This is a genomic window from Vibrio harveyi NBRC 15634 = ATCC 14126 = KCTC 12724 (assembly GCF_001591145.1).
Lineage (GTDB): Bacteria > Pseudomonadota > Gammaproteobacteria > Enterobacterales > Vibrionaceae > Vibrio > Vibrio harveyi.
This window is the reverse complement of sequence record NZ_BCUF01000004.1, coordinates 168,050-185,194: the sequence shown is the minus strand read 5'-3', so window position 1 is coordinate 185,194 and position 17,145 is coordinate 168,050. Positions and strand designations below refer to the sequence as shown.

General features: G+C 45.9%; 22 protein-coding genes and 1 pseudogene. 15 read left to right on the top strand and 8 right to left on the bottom strand.

What is annotated here, in order from left to right:
* Positions 1–464 precede the first annotated feature (464 nt).
* Complete coding sequence (gene glpX / locus VHA02S_RS03905; RefSeq protein WP_005450587.1) at positions 465–1,472, bottom strand: class II fructose-bisphosphatase; 1,008 nt, start codon at positions 1,470–1,472, stop codon at positions 465–467.
* 347 nt (positions 1,473–1,819) lie between these two features.
* Between glpX and zapB the strand changes: the two genes are divergently transcribed.
* Entirely contained in the window at positions 1,820–2,062 is a 243-nt protein-coding gene (gene zapB, locus VHA02S_RS03900) for a cell division protein ZapB (protein ID WP_005450586.1), read from the top strand.
* Positions 2,063–2,159: 97 nt separating this feature from the next.
* Here zapB and rraA read toward each other — a convergent pair whose 3' ends face one another.
* The 7 genes and pseudogenes from rraA to priA all read right to left on the bottom strand — a co-directional run bounded on the left by rraA (position 2,160) and on the right by priA (position 10,348).
* Entirely contained in the window at positions 2,160–2,687 is a 528-nt protein-coding gene (gene rraA / locus VHA02S_RS03895; protein WP_005450585.1) for a ribonuclease E activity regulator RraA, read from the bottom strand.
* 75 nt (positions 2,688–2,762) lie between these two features.
* Complete coding sequence (locus VHA02S_RS03890; RefSeq protein ID WP_005450584.1) at positions 2,763–3,680, bottom strand: 1,4-dihydroxy-2-naphthoate polyprenyltransferase; 918 nt, start codon at positions 3,678–3,680, stop codon at positions 2,763–2,765.
* A 308-nt stretch (positions 3,681–3,988) separates the two neighbouring features.
* A complete protein-coding gene (hslU, locus tag VHA02S_RS03885; protein ID WP_009698879.1) occupies positions 3,989–5,320 on the bottom strand; it encodes an ATP-dependent protease ATPase subunit HslU in 1,332 nt (443 codons plus the stop codon).
* Between the two features lie 29 nt (positions 5,321–5,349).
* On the bottom strand, positions 5,350–5,901 hold the full coding sequence (gene hslV, locus VHA02S_RS03880) for an ATP-dependent protease subunit HslV (RefSeq protein WP_009698878.1): 552 nt from the start codon (positions 5,899–5,901) through the stop codon (positions 5,350–5,352).
* Positions 5,902–6,221: 320 nt separating this feature from the next.
* Positions 6,222–6,767 carry an SPOR domain-containing protein gene (locus tag VHA02S_RS03875; RefSeq protein ID WP_005450581.1) on the bottom strand — a complete coding sequence of 182 codons (546 nt, stop codon included), beginning with the start codon at positions 6,765–6,767 and terminating at the stop codon, positions 6,222–6,224.
* A gap of 165 nt (positions 6,768–6,932) precedes the next feature.
* A pseudogene (gene cytR / locus VHA02S_RS03870) lies at positions 6,933–7,943 on the bottom strand (DNA-binding transcriptional regulator CytR); the annotation flags it as partial.
* A 203-nt stretch (positions 7,944–8,146) separates the two neighbouring features.
* A complete protein-coding gene (gene priA, locus VHA02S_RS03865) occupies positions 8,147–10,348 on the bottom strand; it encodes a primosomal protein N' (protein WP_038897745.1) in 2,202 nt (733 codons plus the stop codon).
* 296 nt (positions 10,349–10,644) lie between these two features.
* Between priA and rpmE the strand changes: the two genes are divergently transcribed.
* The 14 genes from rpmE to rplX all read left to right on the top strand — a co-directional run bounded on the left by rpmE (position 10,645) and on the right by rplX (position 17,132).
* Positions 10,645–10,866, top strand: a complete 222-nt coding sequence (rpmE, locus tag VHA02S_RS03860) for a 50S ribosomal protein L31 (RefSeq protein WP_005450576.1) — start codon at positions 10,645–10,647, stop codon at positions 10,864–10,866.
* Positions 10,867–11,322: 456 nt separating this feature from the next.
* Positions 11,323–11,634 carry a 30S ribosomal protein S10 gene (gene rpsJ / locus VHA02S_RS03855; protein WP_004410492.1) on the top strand — a complete coding sequence of 104 codons (312 nt, stop codon included), beginning with the start codon at positions 11,323–11,325 and terminating at the stop codon, positions 11,632–11,634.
* Positions 11,635–11,648: 14 nt separating this feature from the next.
* Positions 11,649–12,278 carry a 50S ribosomal protein L3 gene (rplC, locus tag VHA02S_RS03850; RefSeq protein ID WP_005435072.1) on the top strand — a complete coding sequence of 210 codons (630 nt, stop codon included), beginning with the start codon at positions 11,649–11,651 and terminating at the stop codon, positions 12,276–12,278.
* A gap of 17 nt (positions 12,279–12,295) precedes the next feature.
* Positions 12,296–12,898, top strand: a complete 603-nt coding sequence (gene rplD / locus VHA02S_RS03845; protein WP_005435074.1) for a 50S ribosomal protein L4 — start codon at positions 12,296–12,298, stop codon at positions 12,896–12,898.
* Positions 12,895–13,197, top strand: a complete 303-nt coding sequence (gene rplW / locus VHA02S_RS03840) for a 50S ribosomal protein L23 (RefSeq protein ID WP_004398471.1) — start codon at positions 12,895–12,897, stop codon at positions 13,195–13,197. Before rplD ends, rplW begins: the two co-directional genes overlap by 4 nt.
* Before the next feature lie 15 nt (positions 13,198–13,212).
* Positions 13,213–14,037, top strand: a complete 825-nt coding sequence (gene rplB / locus VHA02S_RS03835; protein WP_005450574.1) for a 50S ribosomal protein L2 — start codon at positions 13,213–13,215, stop codon at positions 14,035–14,037.
* A gap of 21 nt (positions 14,038–14,058) precedes the next feature.
* Positions 14,059–14,337, top strand: coding sequence for a 30S ribosomal protein S19 (gene rpsS, locus VHA02S_RS03830; RefSeq protein ID WP_005431614.1), 279 nt, complete (start codon positions 14,059–14,061; stop codon positions 14,335–14,337).
* A gap of 10 nt (positions 14,338–14,347) precedes the next feature.
* Positions 14,348–14,680, top strand: coding sequence for a 50S ribosomal protein L22 (gene rplV, locus VHA02S_RS03825; protein WP_005383164.1), 333 nt, complete (start codon positions 14,348–14,350; stop codon positions 14,678–14,680).
* Between the two features lie 18 nt (positions 14,681–14,698).
* Positions 14,699–15,397, top strand: a complete 699-nt coding sequence (gene rpsC / locus VHA02S_RS03820; RefSeq protein WP_005435080.1) for a 30S ribosomal protein S3 — start codon at positions 14,699–14,701, stop codon at positions 15,395–15,397.
* An 11-nt stretch (positions 15,398–15,408) separates the two neighbouring features.
* The gene (rplP, locus tag VHA02S_RS03815) at positions 15,409–15,819 is read left to right on the top strand and encodes a 50S ribosomal protein L16 (protein ID WP_005379577.1); all 411 of its coding nucleotides are present in this window, start codon (positions 15,409–15,411) and stop codon (positions 15,817–15,819) included.
* On the top strand, positions 15,819–16,010 hold the full coding sequence (gene rpmC, locus VHA02S_RS03810; protein WP_004410456.1) for a 50S ribosomal protein L29: 192 nt from the start codon (positions 15,819–15,821) through the stop codon (positions 16,008–16,010). Before rplP ends, rpmC begins: the two co-directional genes overlap by 1 nt.
* Entirely contained in the window at positions 16,010–16,264 is a 255-nt protein-coding gene (gene rpsQ / locus VHA02S_RS03805) for a 30S ribosomal protein S17 (protein ID WP_005450571.1), read from the top strand. The genes rpmC and rpsQ overlap by 1 nt, the downstream gene beginning before the upstream one ends.
* Positions 16,265–16,429: 165 nt before the next feature.
* A complete protein-coding gene (rplN, locus tag VHA02S_RS03800; protein ID WP_004410450.1) occupies positions 16,430–16,801 on the top strand; it encodes a 50S ribosomal protein L14 in 372 nt (123 codons plus the stop codon).
* A gap of 13 nt (positions 16,802–16,814) precedes the next feature.
* Positions 16,815–17,132 carry a 50S ribosomal protein L24 gene (rplX, locus tag VHA02S_RS03795; protein WP_005435084.1) on the top strand — a complete coding sequence of 106 codons (318 nt, stop codon included), beginning with the start codon at positions 16,815–16,817 and terminating at the stop codon, positions 17,130–17,132.
* Positions 17,133–17,145: the final 13 nt, after the last annotated feature.

Below are 17,145 nucleotides of genomic sequence, written 5' to 3'. Positions count from 1 at the left end.
TGATTCAGAATCTATTGTCCGTTTGTGCTGTGATTTTAGGTGAATGAGGAATAGTTTGGGGGCGCTGCTACTAGATCCTTAGTCTCGCTTGAGCTCGCAAGGATGAGTTTATAGCTTGTTAAAGTAATCGTCACTCTGAACATCGAGGAACGAGTGTGATTCAGAATCTATTGTCCGTTTGTGCTGTGATTTGAGGTGAATAAGGAAGAGTTTGGGGGCACTGTTATTAGATCCTTAGTCTCGCTAGGATGACGAACTCTTTTGGTTTATAGCTTGTTAAAGTAGTCGTCATTCTGAACAACGAGGAACGGGCATGATGCAGAATCTATTATCCTTTGATTCTGTGGTCTGGAGGAAGAATAAAGGCTAAGAGCTTGCTGGAATTAGATTCTCAGTCACGCTGAGGCTGACTTACCAGAAAAGAAAGGCTCCAACTCTGAGTGAGTGGGAGCCTCGAATACTGCTTAAAGAATGATATCGCGCACTTCTGGATCTTTACGCTCTAGGTAGTGCGTAGACTTGATGCGGCGAATAGTACGACAGCGACCGCGAATCAATAGGGTTTCTGTTGTTGCGATGTTACCTTGACGAGAGATGCCTTCCAGTAGATCACCTTTGGTAATACCCGTTGCAGAGAATACTACGTTGTCGCTGCGTGCCATGTCTTCCATCTTTAGAACCACGTTCGCTTGAACGCCCATCTCTTCACAGCGTTGAAGTTCAGCAGCGCCGTAGATGCGGTTTTCTTCAGTATCGCCTTTTACTTCGTGACGAGGAAGAAGACGACCGTGCATGTCACCGTCTAGTGCGCGAATCACTGCTGCCGATACTACGCCTTCTGGAGCGCCGCCGATGCAGTACATCACGTCTACTTCGCTATCTGGCATACAAGTTAGGATTGAAGCGGCTACGTCACCGTCTGGCACTGCGAACACACGAACGCCCATCGCTTGCATCTCTGCGATCACTTCATCGTGACGTGGCTTAGCAAGCGTAATCACAACAAGTGTATCAAGAGTCTTGTTCAGTGCTTTAGCAACGTTTTCTAGGTTTTCTTTTAGAGGTTTACCTAAGTCGATAACGCCTTTTGCACCAGGACCAACAACCAATTTTTCCATGTACATGTCCGGCGCTTTAAGGAAGCTGCCTTTCTCACCGGCTGCTAGCACTGCCAATGCGTTAGATTGCCCCATTGCCGTCATACGTGTGCCTTCAATCGGGTCAACGGCGATATCTACTTCATCACCACCGATGCCCACTTGTTCACCAATGTATAGCATTGGCGCATCATCGATTTCGCCTTCACCAATAACGATTTCACCACTGATGTCTGTTTTGTTCAGCAAGGTGCGCATAACTTCAACAGCAGCACCGTCCGCTGCGTTTTTGTCGCCACGACCAAGCCATTTATAGCCAGCCAGAGCGGCACCTTCAGTAACACGGGAAAATGCCATTGCTAAATCGCGTTTCATGATGTCTCCAAGTAACAAGAGGGAAGAAGAATTTGCGCGGCGATTCTATCACATCGTAAGTTAAACGTTTGCCTTTTTGCTGAGCTTTTACTTTAACTAAGTTGAATTTGATCAATACTTGGGTGAGTTTTTGGCGTTGAGAGAGTAAATTGCATTGTTCAAAAATGCCTCTAGGATAAGAAAAGTCAGCGTTTAGTGAGATTGCGCTGATTTTTTAACCGAATGATGCGAAATATCGAATATAGTGAGTGTTTCTCGTCGCTACGCTGAGTAGAATGAACCTTATCGGTAAGGTGCAAGCGAACGCTCGCGCATCGTCCCAACGGAATAACAATAGGTAGGCCAAGATGTCTTTTGAAGTACTAGAACAACTAGAAGCGAAAATTCAAACTGCAGTTGACACAATCACTCTTCTTCAGATGGAAGTCGAAGAGCTGAAAGAAGATAAAGTAAAACTTGAAACAGAAGCTAACGAGCTTCGTTCTCAACGTGAAGAGCTAGAGCAAAAATCTCAGCAAGCTCAACAAGAGCACGCACAATGGCAAGAGCGCATTCGTGCACTACTTGGCAAGATGGACGAAGTGGAATAATCCACTTAAGTATCCAGAATCAAAAACACCCGCTTCGGCGGGTGTTTGCGTATTTGGCGATGTTTTTTTAGCGATGTAGCTAGTTGCTAATAAAAGATTAATTTAACTCTGCTTCATCTTCGTCTTCTTCATCGAGCTCTAAGTCTACATTGAGTGGCTCAGGTGAAAGAATGATGCCTGTGCTATCGGCATAGATGTAATCTTCAGGTAGGAAGCTAACACCACCAAAGTTCACTGGTACGTCTATTTCACCAATGCCTTGATTTGCTGCCCCAACAGGAATTGAAGCGAGAGCCTGAATGCCAAGGTTCATGTCTTCCAGTTCGTCCACTTCGCGAACACAACCGTAAACCACAATCCCTTCCCATTCGTTTTCTTCTGCTAGTGTTGCGATTTCTGCATCGATTAAGGCTCTGCGTAAGGAACCGCCACCATCAATCAGCAATACTCGCCCGATACCATCTTGTTCTAACGTTTCACGGATCAGTGCGTTGTCTTCAAAACACTTAATCGTCGTCACTTGCCCGGCAAACGACGCTCGACCGCCAAAGTTACTGAACATCGGTTCAACTACATCTACCTGATCAAGATAGATATCACAGAGTGCTGAGGTATTGTATTCCATAGCGTACCTTTCTAAACAGAAACTGTTGTCTTTGAGTATATCTAGGCATTAAGTCAATGCAATGACAATCCTTTTTTAACTCATCAGAGTTTGAGCTACCACAATTGTTGCAAATAAAACGTTAGTCACCAGTGAGCACTTCACGACAACTGGCATCATAGGTGCAATTTGTGCTGGTTTCTCAGTATCCCAAACGGCTTTCCCGTGGTGGGCTACTACGTAGATGCTGAGCAAGAAGGGTAAGCTGATCCATACCGGTTTGTCTTGAATGAGCAGGTAAGCGGCAAAAGCCAGTAGCGCACCACCAAGCAAAATAAAGTGATACTGCTTGGCTTTACGTTGTCCTAGTCGAACTGCCATGGTGCGTTTGCCACATTCGCTGTCATTCTCGATATCACGCATATTATTGATGTTTAGCACTGCTACCGCCAATAAACCACAGCCTAGCGCTGGTAAGAATAACGTCGCATCAACATGACCCGTGTGCAGGAAGTAAGTGCCAGATACACCAAGTAAGCCAAAGAAAAGGAATACTGACAAGTCACCTAGACCAACATAGCCGTAAGGCTTACTGCCCATGGTGTAAGCAATCGCTGCAAGGATGGCAAGAATGCCTAAGCCAATAAAGGTAATGATGCTTTCAAACGAGCTCAGCGCGTAAAACACCAATGTCAGACCGGCAATGGCAGTCAGAATGATGTTGAAGATGATCGCTTTTTTCATTTGATCCGCTGTGACTGCGCCAGACTGCATCGCCCGCTGAGGACCTAAGCGATTGTCGTTATCTGTGCCTTTCACTGCGTCGCCATAATCGTTCGCAAGGTTAGATAGAATCTGCAGCAGTGTTGCTGTGACAAATGCCATCACTGCGATGGTCAGCGAGAAGTGACCAGCAGAGTATGCAAGTACGCTACCGGTCAAAATAGACACTAGTGCGAGAGGTAAAGTTTTTGGGCGAGCGGCTTCAAGCCAGATCTGCAATGATTGTTTCATGGATATTTCGTGCTAGTAACCAATGTGCCCAGTATAAGCACAAAGCGCTCGATGCGCTATTGACTTGAAACAACTCAATTAATACTCAAGGACTTATAGAGAAGGAACACAGTTTCCATATTTGAGGCAATAAAACAGCGCTCTTTCATGAAGAGAGGAGGGCGATGCACGCGATGATTAGAACCATAGCCACGCCTGAGTTCGCTAGGATGATGAACTCTTTTGGTCTAGAGCTTGTTAAAGCTACCATCATTCTAAACGAAAAAGCCCAGAAACAAGGTTCTGGGCTTTGGCATGATAGATTACAATTAAAGAATAAAGCGACTTAGATCTTCATCTTCAATCGTATCGCCTAGACGATCTTTCACGTAAGCCGCGTTAATCACGAACTTCGCACCTGATTGCTCTGCTGCGTCGTAAGAAATCTCATCCATCAAACGCTCCATCACAGTATGCAGACGACGTGCACCGATGTTTTCAGTGGTTTCGTTTACTGTCCATGCTGCTTCTGCGATTTGCGTGATGCCATCTTCTGTGAATTCTACATCCACGTTTTCAGTTTTCATCAGTGCAACGTACTGTTCTGTCAGAGACGCTTTTGGCTCAGTTAGGATACGTTTGAAATCGTTGCTGGTCAGTGCTTCAAGCTCAACGCGAATTGGTAGACGACCTTGCAATTCTGGGATCAGGTCAGAAGGTTTCGCTACTTGGAATGCGCCAGAAGCGACGAATAGGATGTGGTCTGTTTTCACCATACCGTGCTTCGTTGATACCGTGCTACCTTCAATAAGAGGCAATAGGTCACGCTGAACACCTTCGCGAGAAACGTCAGGGCCTGAGCTTTCACCGCGCTTACAAATCTTATCGATCTCATCGATGAATACGATTCCGTTATTCTCTACGTTGAAAATGGCAGACTCTTTCAGCTCTTCTTGGTTCACCAGTTTCGCTGCTTCTTCTTCCGCCAATGCTTTCATCGCGTCTTTGATTTTCAGCTTGCGTTTTTTCTTGGTGTCGCCAGCAAGGTTTTGGAACATACCTTGTAGCTGGTTGGTCATTTCTTCCATACCAGGAGGAGCCATGATCTCGACGCCCATTTGCGGTGCAGCTACATCGATTTCGATTTCTTTGTCGTCTAGCTGACCTTCGCGCAGTTTCTTGCGGAAGACTTGGCGAGTGTTCGATGTATCTTCTTTCTGCTCTGTTTGACCCCAAGCATCACGTGCTGGTGGCAGTAGGGCATCAAGAATACGCTCTTCGGCTTGCTCTTCAGCGCGGAATTTTACTTTTTCCATCGCTTGTTGGTGAGTCATCTTCACAGCAACATCGGTCAGATCGCGGATGATGGTTTCCACTTCTTTACCTACATAGCCCACTTCGGTGAACTTTGTTGCTTCGACTTTGATGAAAGGTGCGTTTGCCAGCTTAGCAAGACGACGAGCGATCTCTGTCTTACCAACGCCAGTTGGACCAATCATAAGGATATTCTTTGGCGTTACTTCGACACGCAAGCTTTCTTCAAGCTGCATACGACGCCAGCGGTTACGTAGTGCAATCGCAACCGAACGTTTTGCTTTGTCTTGACCAATAATGTGGCGGTTCAGTTCATGAACGATTTCGCGAGGAGTCATTTCAGACATATTCTTTCCTTACTTCGTTACGATTACGCTTAAGCCGTTGGCTTAGGAAGCTCTGCTGTAGATTCTAGCTCTTCTACAGTGTGATGATGGTTGGTGAATACACAGATGTCGCCAGCAATGTTCAGTGCTTTTTCTGCGATTTCTCGCGCGTCTAGATCTGTGTTTTCTAATAATGCGGTTGCTGCTGCTTGCGCGTATGCGCCGCCAGAGCCAATGGCGATAAGATCGTTTTCTGGCTGAACGACATCACCGTTACCAGTGATGATCAGTGAAGCTGTTTCATCCGCAACGGCCAGTAGTGCTTCTAGTTTGCGAAGTGCACGGTCGCTACGCCAATCTTTTGCTAACTCAACGGCAGCCTTAGTAAGGTGACCTTGGTGCATTTGCAGCTTGCTTTCAAAGCGCTCGAATAGGGTAAAGGCATCCGCAGTACCGCCAGCAAAACCAGCAAGAACTTGGTTGTTGTATAGGCGGCGAACTTTACGTGCGTTGCCTTTCATTACGGTATTGCCTAGCGACACTTGGCCATCACCCGCGATGACGACTTTATTGTTTCGACGTACAGATACAATGGTAGTCACAGTCGACCTCTTAATTATTTCTCTTTGGATTTAATTAAGTATATGGGGTAAGGGATTCGGGGATTCAAGGGGAAGGTGTTTTTCGATTGCAGACATTACGTTTTGTCGTTTTGAACAAGGAAGAGAGCAGGGTGTTTGGCGAGGGTGCTGGTTTATACGAACGAGTTGGGTATATACCCTATATAGTGAAACTGAACTGGATTTGTGGTGATGAATGATCTTGAGTCATTCCCTAGCGTGAGAATGAGCAGCACTCTCCAATAAAAGAAAAGACCAACCGATCACTCGGTTGGTCTCTGCATTAAGGCATCGAATAAGAATTAAAGATTCTCTTTCCAAATTGCACACGGCTCGATCTTCGCGCGTTGCAACTTGTGGCGATCTTTCTCTGCGTCTCGTTTGAACTTGTATGGACCAAGAACAACACGGTACCAAGAGCTTCCGTCTTTCTTAATGACACGGCTCGTAATACCTTGGAAAGCAATCGCTAGCTTACGTTCTTCAGCTTGGCTCTGTTTTTTGTAAGCGCCACATTGCATCACATAAGGGACTTTTGATACTTCAACTTCTTTGGCAACGACTTCCACTTCACGCTTCGGTAGAGATTCCACGTATTCCCACTTTTCTTCTGGTGGGGGCGGTAACTCTTTCTTCGGCTTTGGTTTGCTGGTGGTCACTGGTTCCTGTTTCGCAACGGGTTGTTTCGGTTCAGGATCATTGCTGAGTAGATATAAGCCGTAGCCAAAACCGCCCACAAGCAGGATTGCTAGTAGACCACTACGCCAAGGTTTCTTTCTGGAAGGTTGTTTTTTTGTCGACTTCTTCGGAGCGCCGCGTCCGCGTCTTACATAATCTCTATTTGCCACGGTTACTTCTGGTCATCAAGGATTCTGGCAAATATGTTAATCCAGAACGCGACGAGAAAACACCCTATTCACGTAATCTTGTTAGCTACGTACAGGATAGGCGTAAAAAAACGACGCTAGATGCGTCGCTTTCGTTTCTATTTATGTTGTGGATTCGCTTACTGATTAGCGCAAAGGTGGTGGTGCTGCACTGCCACGCACAACTAATTTAGTTTCAAGCAAGCGAGAGCCTGAGTGCACATCGTGACCTTTCAGTAGCTCTAGCATCATTAACATTGCTTGGCGACCAATCTCATAACGTGGTTGAGAGATGGTGGTTAACGGTGGATCGCAGTATTGCGCGAATTGAATATCATCAAAGCCGACAACCGACAAATCCTGCGGAATACGGAGGCCAAGACGTTTCGCCTCTTGAATAGCACCAATCGCCATGGTGTCACAGTGACAGAATAGAGCGGTTGGTGGTTCAGGCAGTTCGAGAAGTTTGCGTACGGCTTGAACGCCACCTTCGAAAGAGAAGTCAGCCACAATGCTGTATTGCTCTTCTTTACTAATACCAGCACGGCGAAGTGCTTGTTGGTAACCTTGTTGGCGGAACTGGCACAGCACCGCAGTATCTGGACCAGAGATCTGAGCAATACGCTTGTGACCAAGTTGCGTCAGGTAGTTCACGGCTTCAAATGCAGAGGTCAAGTTATCGATATGCACCGTTGGTAGTTCCAGCTCAGGAGCCAATTCGCACGCCATGACCATTGGTGGTAGGTTTTTCTGCTCTGGCTTGCTGACATCGAATGGTAAGTCGGTGCCCAGTAGTAACATGCCATCAGCTTGCTTGGTGAATACTAAGTTTACGAATGAGCTTTCTCGCTTTTTCTGCTGACCGCTATCGCCAAGAAGAACTAGGTAACCGTGTTCCATTGCTGCATCTTCGATACCGCGAATGATTTCAGAGAAATACGGATCGCATATGTCCGGTACGATAGTGACAATGGTCTTTGATTCATTTCTACGTAAATTACGAGCTAATGAATTCGGTGAATAACCAGCTTCAAGTACGGCATCTTCCACTCTCTTTCTTGTTGATGAAGAGACTTTTTCTGGATTCATTAATGCTCGCGATACCGTAGCAGTAGATACCCCTGCAAGCTGGGCAACATCCTTCATTGTCGCCATAGTTTTTACCCTCTTAAAATATTCGCCAAGATGACGTGAGTCATTGTTCTAATTGAAGCCTATGTGACTGATCCACTTTAGACTTTACTAATTTGAATAGTCTATTCATTTCTAAAGGGAAAGTTACGGTCTGTTTAACAAAAATTGCAATCCTAATGTGATTTGACTCACATTAGAAGGTAATTCATTACATAGTTAAACGTTTGCTAGCTGAGATCCTGTGGTTCTATGTCTAAATTCCAGCGAACTTTCTTGGCATTTGGCAACAACTCAATAGCAGGTTTTGCACTGGTTAATAACTTTTGCATCAATGAGCGATGCTGAGTTTGCAGTAACAACTGCCAACGATATTTCCCAGCACGCTTAGCTAATGGTGATGGAGTCGGACCCAAAACCATGCAGGAACCATCAAATAATGGGTGTGACTCAAGAGTGAAGCGAACCTGACGCAAAAAGTCTTCGACCAACTCGCTTTGGTTGGCTTCCGCTTTAAATAGGGTTAAGAAGCTGTAAGGTGGAAGCTGAGCCAACTTACGTTCCTCTAATGCTGTCATGGCAAAGTCACGATAGTCTTTCTGTAATAGAGACTGAAGCAAGCTGTGCTCAGGGTGGTGAGTCTGTAAAATCACTTCGCCAGGTTTGCTTGCACGACCAGCACGCCCCGCAACTTGAATGAACAATTGTGCCAGCCTTTCCGAAGCACGAAAGTCACTACTATATAGAGATCCGTCCACGTCCAGTAGCGCCACGAGTGTCACGTTCGGAAAGTGGTGACCTTTCGCCAGCATTTGCGTACCAATCAGGATTTGATATTCGCCTTTACGAATCGATTCGAGAGCATCTTCCAAGCTGCCTTTACGGCGAGTGCTGTCTCTATCAATACGAATCGCTTTGTATTCAGGAAAGAGCTTGGCAAGTTGAAGCTCCAGTTGCTCTGTCCCAACTCCAACGGTTACTAGTTGAGTGGAGCCACAACCTTGGCATTGATGAATTACGGGTTGTTGAGACCCGCAATGGTGGCATCGGATCTCATTGCTGTACTGGTGGAAGGTATAGTAGGCATCGCAGCGCTTACACTCTGCTGTCCAGCCACACTCATGACACATCAACGCAGGAGAAAAACCACGGCGGTTTAGGAACAGCATGACTTGGTTGCCAGAATCGAGGTGCTTACGCATTTCAGCGATCAGAGGGGCAGATAAGCCACTGTCTAGGTAAAGCCCTTTAACATCCAGTACTTTATTCGTTGTTGGTACCGCAGAGCCTGCTCGTTGGGTCAGCGTTAAGTGGTGATATTTACCAGAAAGTGCGTTGTGCAGTGTTTCTAAAGCAGGTGTCGCAGAACCAAGTACGATGGGTACTTGTTCTTTATGTGCTCGCATCACAGCGACATCGCGAGCGTGGTAGCGCAGGCTGTCTTGCTGTTTGTATGAAGAGTCATGCTCCTCATCGACAATAATAATGCCAAGGTCAGCAAAAGGGGTAAGCAGAGCAGAGCGTGTTCCGATAATGATGCCAGCTGCTTTGTCTCGCGCTGAAAGCCAAGCATTGAGTCGCTCAGTATCATTCAAACCAGAATGAACAACGTCCACAGGAACATTGAAGCGATGCTTAAAGCGATTGATGGTTTGCGGTGTTAAGCCGATCTCCGGCACTAAAACCAACGCTTGTTTGCCTTTCTCGAGCACTGGCTTGATCAGGTTTAAGTAGACTTCGGTTTTCCCCGAACCGGTAACGCCCTCTAATAAATAGCAGGCAAATCCGGTTTGGCTATTAACACTGGCGATTGCCAGAGCTTGTTCATGGTTAAGCTTAGGCTTCTCAACTTCACGCTCAACTTGCTCTCCCCATTTGGTGATCTCAGGTTTCTTTTCAATACGTTCAATCCAGCCTTTTTCCTCTAAAGACTTGAGCACTGAAGATGGTATTTCTTGATCACTAAACTCTTGATGTGGAATGGGACCGTCAATCAACATCTGCAGAGCACGCTGCTGTTTAACCGCGCGACCAAGCCCCTGCATAAGTTTATCTTTGCCTGAAGTGGTAATTTGCCACTCGTATAAGGTTGAGAAGTCAGCAGGTTTGCCTTTTCTTAGGGCGGCAGGCATAGCATTGTGCAAGGTGTCACCAAGAGGATACTGATAGAACTGACTACACCAAGTAAGCAAAGAATAGAGCTTCTCTGACCAAATGGGTTGGGTGTCTAATACAGCTTTAAGTGGTTTAAGTTGCTCTTTAGGAAAGTCAGAGTGATTAACCATCGCGGTGACAATTCCAACTAAAGTTTGACGCCCAAAAGGTACAGAAACTCGCCCACCAATGATCGGAAACAGATGCCCGGGAATGGCATAATCAAACTGTTTGTCGAGAGGGACTGGCAGTGCCACTCTGGCGATGGATGGACGCATAGAATCTTTACTATATAAAAGAGGGAAGAGGGCTATAGTCTATTAAAACGCACTAAGAAATTCGAGTGATCGGTATTTAATGAGGGTAGATTCCTCTCAGTACTAAAGTACTGGTGAAAAAAGTGGCGAAAAAGTTGCCAAATGTGTTGATCCTAGCTTAGTGATTCATTACTATACTGCGCCTTGAGATATGGCTTCGGCGATTGGCCGATGCGGTATCGCACTTTTATTATTAATTACGTGTGGTGTGCGGCTTAGACTCGTATAGCGACACGGCCTACAATTGAGGTTATCCCATGAAAGCTGGTATCCACCCAGAATACAAAGCAATCACTGCTACTTGTTCTTGCGGCAACTCTTTCGAGTTCAAATCTACTCTAGCGAAGGAATCTATCCACCTAGACGTATGTGACAAGTGTCACCCATTCTACACTGGTAAGCAACGTATCGTTGATACAGGCGGCCGTGTTGATCGCTTCAACAAGCGTTTCGGTGCACTATCAAGCGGTAAGAAATAATAGCAGACGCTATTACGATTACAGTTTAAAAAAGGACGCTTCGGCGTCCTTTTTGTTTATTGGCTAGCGCAAAAGTAGGGGAGAATCGAGCGGCTAAAATTTGTTCGATTATTTTTCACTCGGCTATTGCATCCTAAAGTGTGATCTGTATAATGCAGCGCACTGGTTAAGCCAGTTGTGAACCAATGAGCAATGAGGAGCGAGTAAATCTTCGGATTTACGAGGTAATGTAGACTCAGCTTATGTTCGCGGTTAATACAATTAGCTATCTTTTCTTCGGAAAAACTATCCCCAGAGGTGACTCTGGTATGTAGGGGTAGTTAATCGAAAATTAACTGACAATGCGTCCTAATCTTGGATGCTACGGTTTCACATAAATCAATCGGCATTCTCTCGTCTTTACGAGTCTGAGTGGCGATATTGTTTGTGTAATTTTTAATATTGGAGCTCTGTCTCATGCAGAACCAACGTATCCGTATCCGCCTAAAAGCATTCGATTACAAACTAATCGACGCTTCTACAGCGGAAATCGTTGAAACAGCTAAGCGCACTGGCGCACAGGTTCGTGGTCCAATCCCACTACCAACTCGTAAAGAGCGTTTCACAGTTCTTATCTCTCCACACGTTAACAAGAAAGCACGTGACCAGTACGAAATCCGTACTCACAAGCGTCTAATCGACATCGTTGAGCCAACAGACAAAACTGTTGATGCTCTAATGCGTCTAGACCTTGCTGCGGGCGTTGACGTTCAAATTAGCCTAGGTTAAGGGAGATTAGAAGAATGATTGGTCTAATCGGTCGTAAAGTGGGCATGACCCGCGTATTTACTGAAGACGGCGTTTCTATCCCAGTAACAGTTGTTGAAGTTGAAGCAAACCGTGTTTCTCAAGTTAAAACTCTTGAGACAGATGGCTACGCTGCAATCCAGGTAACTGCTGGTTCTAAGAAAGCTAACCGCGTAAACAAAGCTGAAGCAGGTCACTTTGCTAAAGCTGGCGTTGAAGCTGGTCGTGGTCTTTGGGAATTCCGTTTGGAAAACGGTGAAGAGTTCGCAGTTGGCGCTGAGCTAACAGTTGAACTATTCAACGAAACTAAGAAAGTAGACGTTACTGGTACATCTAAGGGTAAAGGTTTCCAAGGCGCTGTTAAGCGTTGGAACTTCCGTACTCAAGATATGACTCACGGTAACTCATTGTCTCACCGTGCACCGGGTTCAATTGGCCAATGTCAAACTCCAGGTCGCGTATTTAAAGGCAAGAAAATGGCAGGTCACATGGGTGCTGAGCGTGTAACGACTCAAAACCTAGAGATCGTACGTGTTGACGCTGAGCGCAATCTGCTTCTTATCAAAGGTGCAGTACCAGGCTCAACAGGTGGCAACGTGATCGTTAAACCAGCTGTTAAAGCATAACGTCTCAGGAGTAAGTAATGGAACTAATGGTTAAAGGTGCTGATGCACTAACTGTTTCCGAAACTACTTTCGGACGTGAGTTTAACGAAGCTCTTGTACACCAAGTAGTTGTTGCGTTTGCAGCAGGTGCTCGTCAAGGTACACGTGCTCAAAAAACACGTTCAGAAGTTTCTGGCGGTGGCGCTAAGCCATGGCGTCAAAAAGGTACTGGCCGTGCGCGTGCTGGTACAATCCGTAGCCCAATCTGGCGTACAGGTGGTGTTACTTTTGCTGCGAAACCACAAGATCACAGCCAAAAAGTAAACAAAAAAATGTACCGCGGTGCTATGAAGAGCATTCTTTCTGAGCTAGTTCGTCAAGAGCGTCTAATCGTTGTTGATAACTTCTCAGTTGAAGCGCCAAAGACTAAAGAGCTAGTTGCTAAGCTTAAAGAGCTTGAGCTAACTGACGCTCTAATCGTGACTAGCGAAGTAGATGAGAATCTATTCCTAGCTGCTCGTAACCTATACAAAGTTGACGCACGTGACGTTGCTGGTATCGACCCAGTTTCACTAATCGCGTTCGACAAAGTTGTAATGACTGCTGAAGCAGTTAAGCAAGTTGAGGAGATGCTAGCATGATCACTGAAGAGCGTATCCTAAAAGTTCTACGTGCTCCGCACATCTCTGAAAAAGCAACTATGGCAGCTGAGAAAGCGAACACTATCGTTTTCAAAGTAGCTAAAGATGCAACTAAAAAAGAGATCAAAGCAGCTGTAGAAAAGCTTTTTGAAGTTGAAGTTAAGTCTGTAAATACTCTTATCACTAAGGGTAAGACCAAACGTCAAGGTCTACGCCAAGGTCGCCGCAGCGACGTTAAGAAAGCGTACGTTACTTTGAAAGAAGGTCAAGATCTTGACTTTGTTGGCGGCGCGGAATAACAGGAGTAGTTAAGAATGGCTATTGTTAAATGTAAGCCGACTTCCCCTGGTCGTCGTCACGTTGTTAAAGTTGTTAACGCTGACCTACACAAGGGCAAGCCATACGCACCACTTCTAGAGAAAAACTCTAAGAACGGTGGTCGTAACAACAACGGTCGTATCACAGTACGTCACATCGGCGGTGGTCACAAGCACCACTACCGTGTAGTTGACTTCAAACGTACTAAAGACGGTATCCCAGCGACAGTTGAGCGTCTAGAATACGATCCAAACCGTAGCGCAAACATTGCTCTAGTTCTTTACAAAGACGGTGAGCGTCGCTACATCCTAGCACCTAAAGGTGTTCAAGCTGGTGATGTTATCCAATCTGGTGTTGATGCACCGATTAAAGCTGGTAACACTCTACCAATGCGTAACATCCCAGTAGGTTCAACTGTACACAACGTTGAACTAAAACCTGGTAAAGGTGGTCAGCTAGCTCGTTCGGCTGGTGCTTACGCTCAAATCGTTGCTCGCGACGGTGCGTACGTAACTATCCGTCTACGTTCTGGCGAAATGCGCAAAGTTCTTTCTGAAGGCCGTGCAACAATCGGTGAAGTTGGTAACTCTGAGCACATGCTACGTGAACTTGGTAAAGCTGGTGCTTCACGCTGGCGCGGCGTACGTCCAACCGTACGTGGTGTAGTAATGAACCCGGTTGATCACCCACACGGTGGTGGTGAAGGTCGTACTTCTGGTGGCCGTCATCCAGTATCTCCTTGGGGTATGCCAACTAAAGGCTTCAAGACTCGTAAGAACAAACGCACTGACAAGTACATCGTACGTCGTCGTAACAAGTAATCTATATAAAGAGGAATCGCCATGCCACGTTCTCTCAAGAAAGGTCCATTTATTGACCTACACTTGCTGAAGAAGGTAGAGAAAGCGGTGGAAAGCGGAGACAAAAAGCCACTTAAGACTTGGTCCCGTCGTTCAATGATCATCCCATCGATGATCGGTTTGACCATCGCTGTCCATAATGGTCGTCAGCACGTACCTGTTTTCGTAACCGAAGAAATGATCGGTCACAAACTAGGTGAATTCGCACCAACACGTACTTACCGCGGTCACGCTGCGGATAAGAAAGCTAAGAAGCGTTAAGGAGTAAATAATGGAAGCTATTGCTAAACATAACTTTGCTCGCATTTCGCCTCAGAAAGCTCGCTTAGTTGCGGATCTAATTCGTGGTAAATCTGTTGACCAAGCTCTAGAAATTCTAACGTTCAGCAACAAAAAAGCTGCTGCTCTAGTTAAGAAAGTTCTAGAGTCTGCTATCGCTAACGCGGAGCACAACGAAGGTGCAGATATTGACGATCTGAATGTCGCAAAAATCTTTGTAGATGAAGGCCCAACCATGAAGCGTATTATGCCTCGTGCTAAAGGTCGTGCGGATCGTATCTTGAAGCGTTCAAGCCACATCACTGTTGTTGTAGCAGATCGCTAGAGACTAGGAGAGTAAGCAATGGGTCAAAAAGTACATCCTAATGGTATTCGTCTTGGCATCGTTAAGCCTTGGAATGCTACATGGTTTGCTAACACCAAAGATTTCGCTGACAACCTAGACGGCGACTTCAAGGTACGTCAGTTCCTAACTAAGGAACTACAAAAAGCGTCTCTTTCACGCATCGTTATCGAGCGTCCTGCTAAGAGCATCCGTGTGACTATTCACACTGCTCGTCCAGGCGTTGTAATCGGTAAGAAAGGTGAAGACGTTGAGAAACTACGCGCAGCTGTAGCAAAAATTGCAGGTGTACCAGCGCAAATTAACATCGCTGAAGTACGTAAGCCTGAACTTGATGCACAACTTGTTGGTGACAGCATCGCGTCTCAACTAGAGCGTCGTGTTATGTTCCGTCGTGCTATGAAGCGCGCGGTACAAAACGCAATGCGTCTAGGTGCTAAAGGCATCAAAGTAGAAGTAAGCGGTCGTCTAGGCGGCGCTGAAATCGCACGTTCTGAGTGGTACCGTGAAGGTCGTGTACCTCTACACACTCTACGTGCAGACATTGATTACGCAACTTCTTCGGCTCACACTCAATACGGTGTGATCGGCATTAAAACTTGGATCTTCAAAGGTGAGATCCTAGGTGGTATGCCAGCAGCTAACGCTGTAGAGCCTAAAGGCGACAAGCCTAAGAAGCAGCGTAAAGGCCGTAAGTAAGGAGTCGACAGATGCTACAACCTAAACGTACTAAGTTCCGTAAGGTTCAGACAGGTCGTAACCGTGGTCTAGCTAAAGGTACTGATGTAAGCTTCGGCGAATTCGGTCTTAAAGCTGTTGGCCGTGGTCGTCTAACTGCTCGTCAAATTGAAGCGGCACGTCGTGCAATGACACGTCACGTTAAGCGTCAAGGTAAAATCTGGATCCGTGTGTTCCCAGACAAACCAATCACAGAAAAACCACTTGAAGTTCGTCAAGGTAAGGGTAAAGGTAACGTTGAGTACTGGGTAGCCCAAATCCAACCTGGTAAGGTTATGTACGAAATGGGTGGTGTACCTGAAGAATTGGCTCGTGAAGCGTTCCGCCTAGCGGCTCGTAAACTGCCATTCAAAACTACATTTGTAACTAAGCAGGTGATGTGATGAAAGCACAAGATCTACGCGAGAAAAGCGTTGAAGAGCTTAACGCTGAGCTATTGAATTTGCTACGTGAACAGTTCAACTTGCGCATGCAAGCTGCAACTGGTCAGCTACAGCAAACTCATACTCTGAAAGCTGTACGCCGTGATATCGCACGTGTGAAAACTGTTTTGACTGAGAAGGCAGGCGCATAATGAGCGAAGTAAAACGTACTCAACAAGGTCGTGTTGTTAGCGACAAGATGGACAAGTCTATCGTAGTTGCTATCGAGCGCATGGTTAAACACCCAATTTACGGTAAATTCGTAAAGCGCACGACTAAAGTACACGCACACGACGAGAACAACGAATGTGGCCTAGGCGACAAAGTTGAAATCGCAGAGTGTCGTCCACTGTCTAAGACTAAGTCTTGGACTTTGGTTAAAGTTGTAGAAAAGGCGAAGATGTAATCTTCCCCAATCTATGATTGACAAACGGCTCCAAAAATTATTTTTGGAGCCGTTTATTTTTTGACTACCCAATCACAAAAAAGGGTGGTACAATTCGCGTCCCTTTTAAAGAGGCAGCCCGACCCGAGAGGGTCTAGTTTTTTTATTATTTAGCGGAGCACTAACATGATCCAAATGCAAAGTATGCTGGACGCAGCTGATAACTCAGGCGCACGCAGCGTAATGTGTATTAAGGTTCTGGGTGGCTCTCACCGCCGTTATGCACATATCGGTGACGTTATCAAAGTTACTGTTAAGGAAGCAATTCCTCGCGGTAAAGTTAAAAAAGGTGACGTTCTGAAGGCGGTGGTAGTGCGCACCCGTAAAGGCGTACGTCGTCCTGACGGTTCTGTCATTCGCTTCGACCGAAATGCTTGTGTATTGTTGAACGACAACACTGAGCAACCAATCGGTACACGTATCTTTGGTCCTGTGACACGCGAACTTCGTGGCGATAAGTTCATGAAGATCGTTTCACTGGCTCCAGAAGTTCTGTAAGGAGCACGTAGAAATGGCAGCTAAAATCCGTCGTAATGACGAAGTAATCGTTCTTGCTGGTAAAGACAAAGGCAAGAAAGGTAAAGTAACTAAGGTCCTAGCAACTGGTAAAGTTATCGTTGAAGGTATCAACCTTGTTAAGAAACACCAGAAACCTGTTCCTGCACTAGGTATCCAAGGCGGTATCGTAGAGCAAGAAGCAGCAATCGACGTTTCTAACGTGGCGATCTTTAACGCAGCTACTGGTAAAGCTGACCGTATCGGTTTCCGTTTTGAAGATGGTAAGAAAGTTCGTTTCTTTAAGTCTAACAACGAAATCGTTTCTAACTAATAGAAGTAATTTG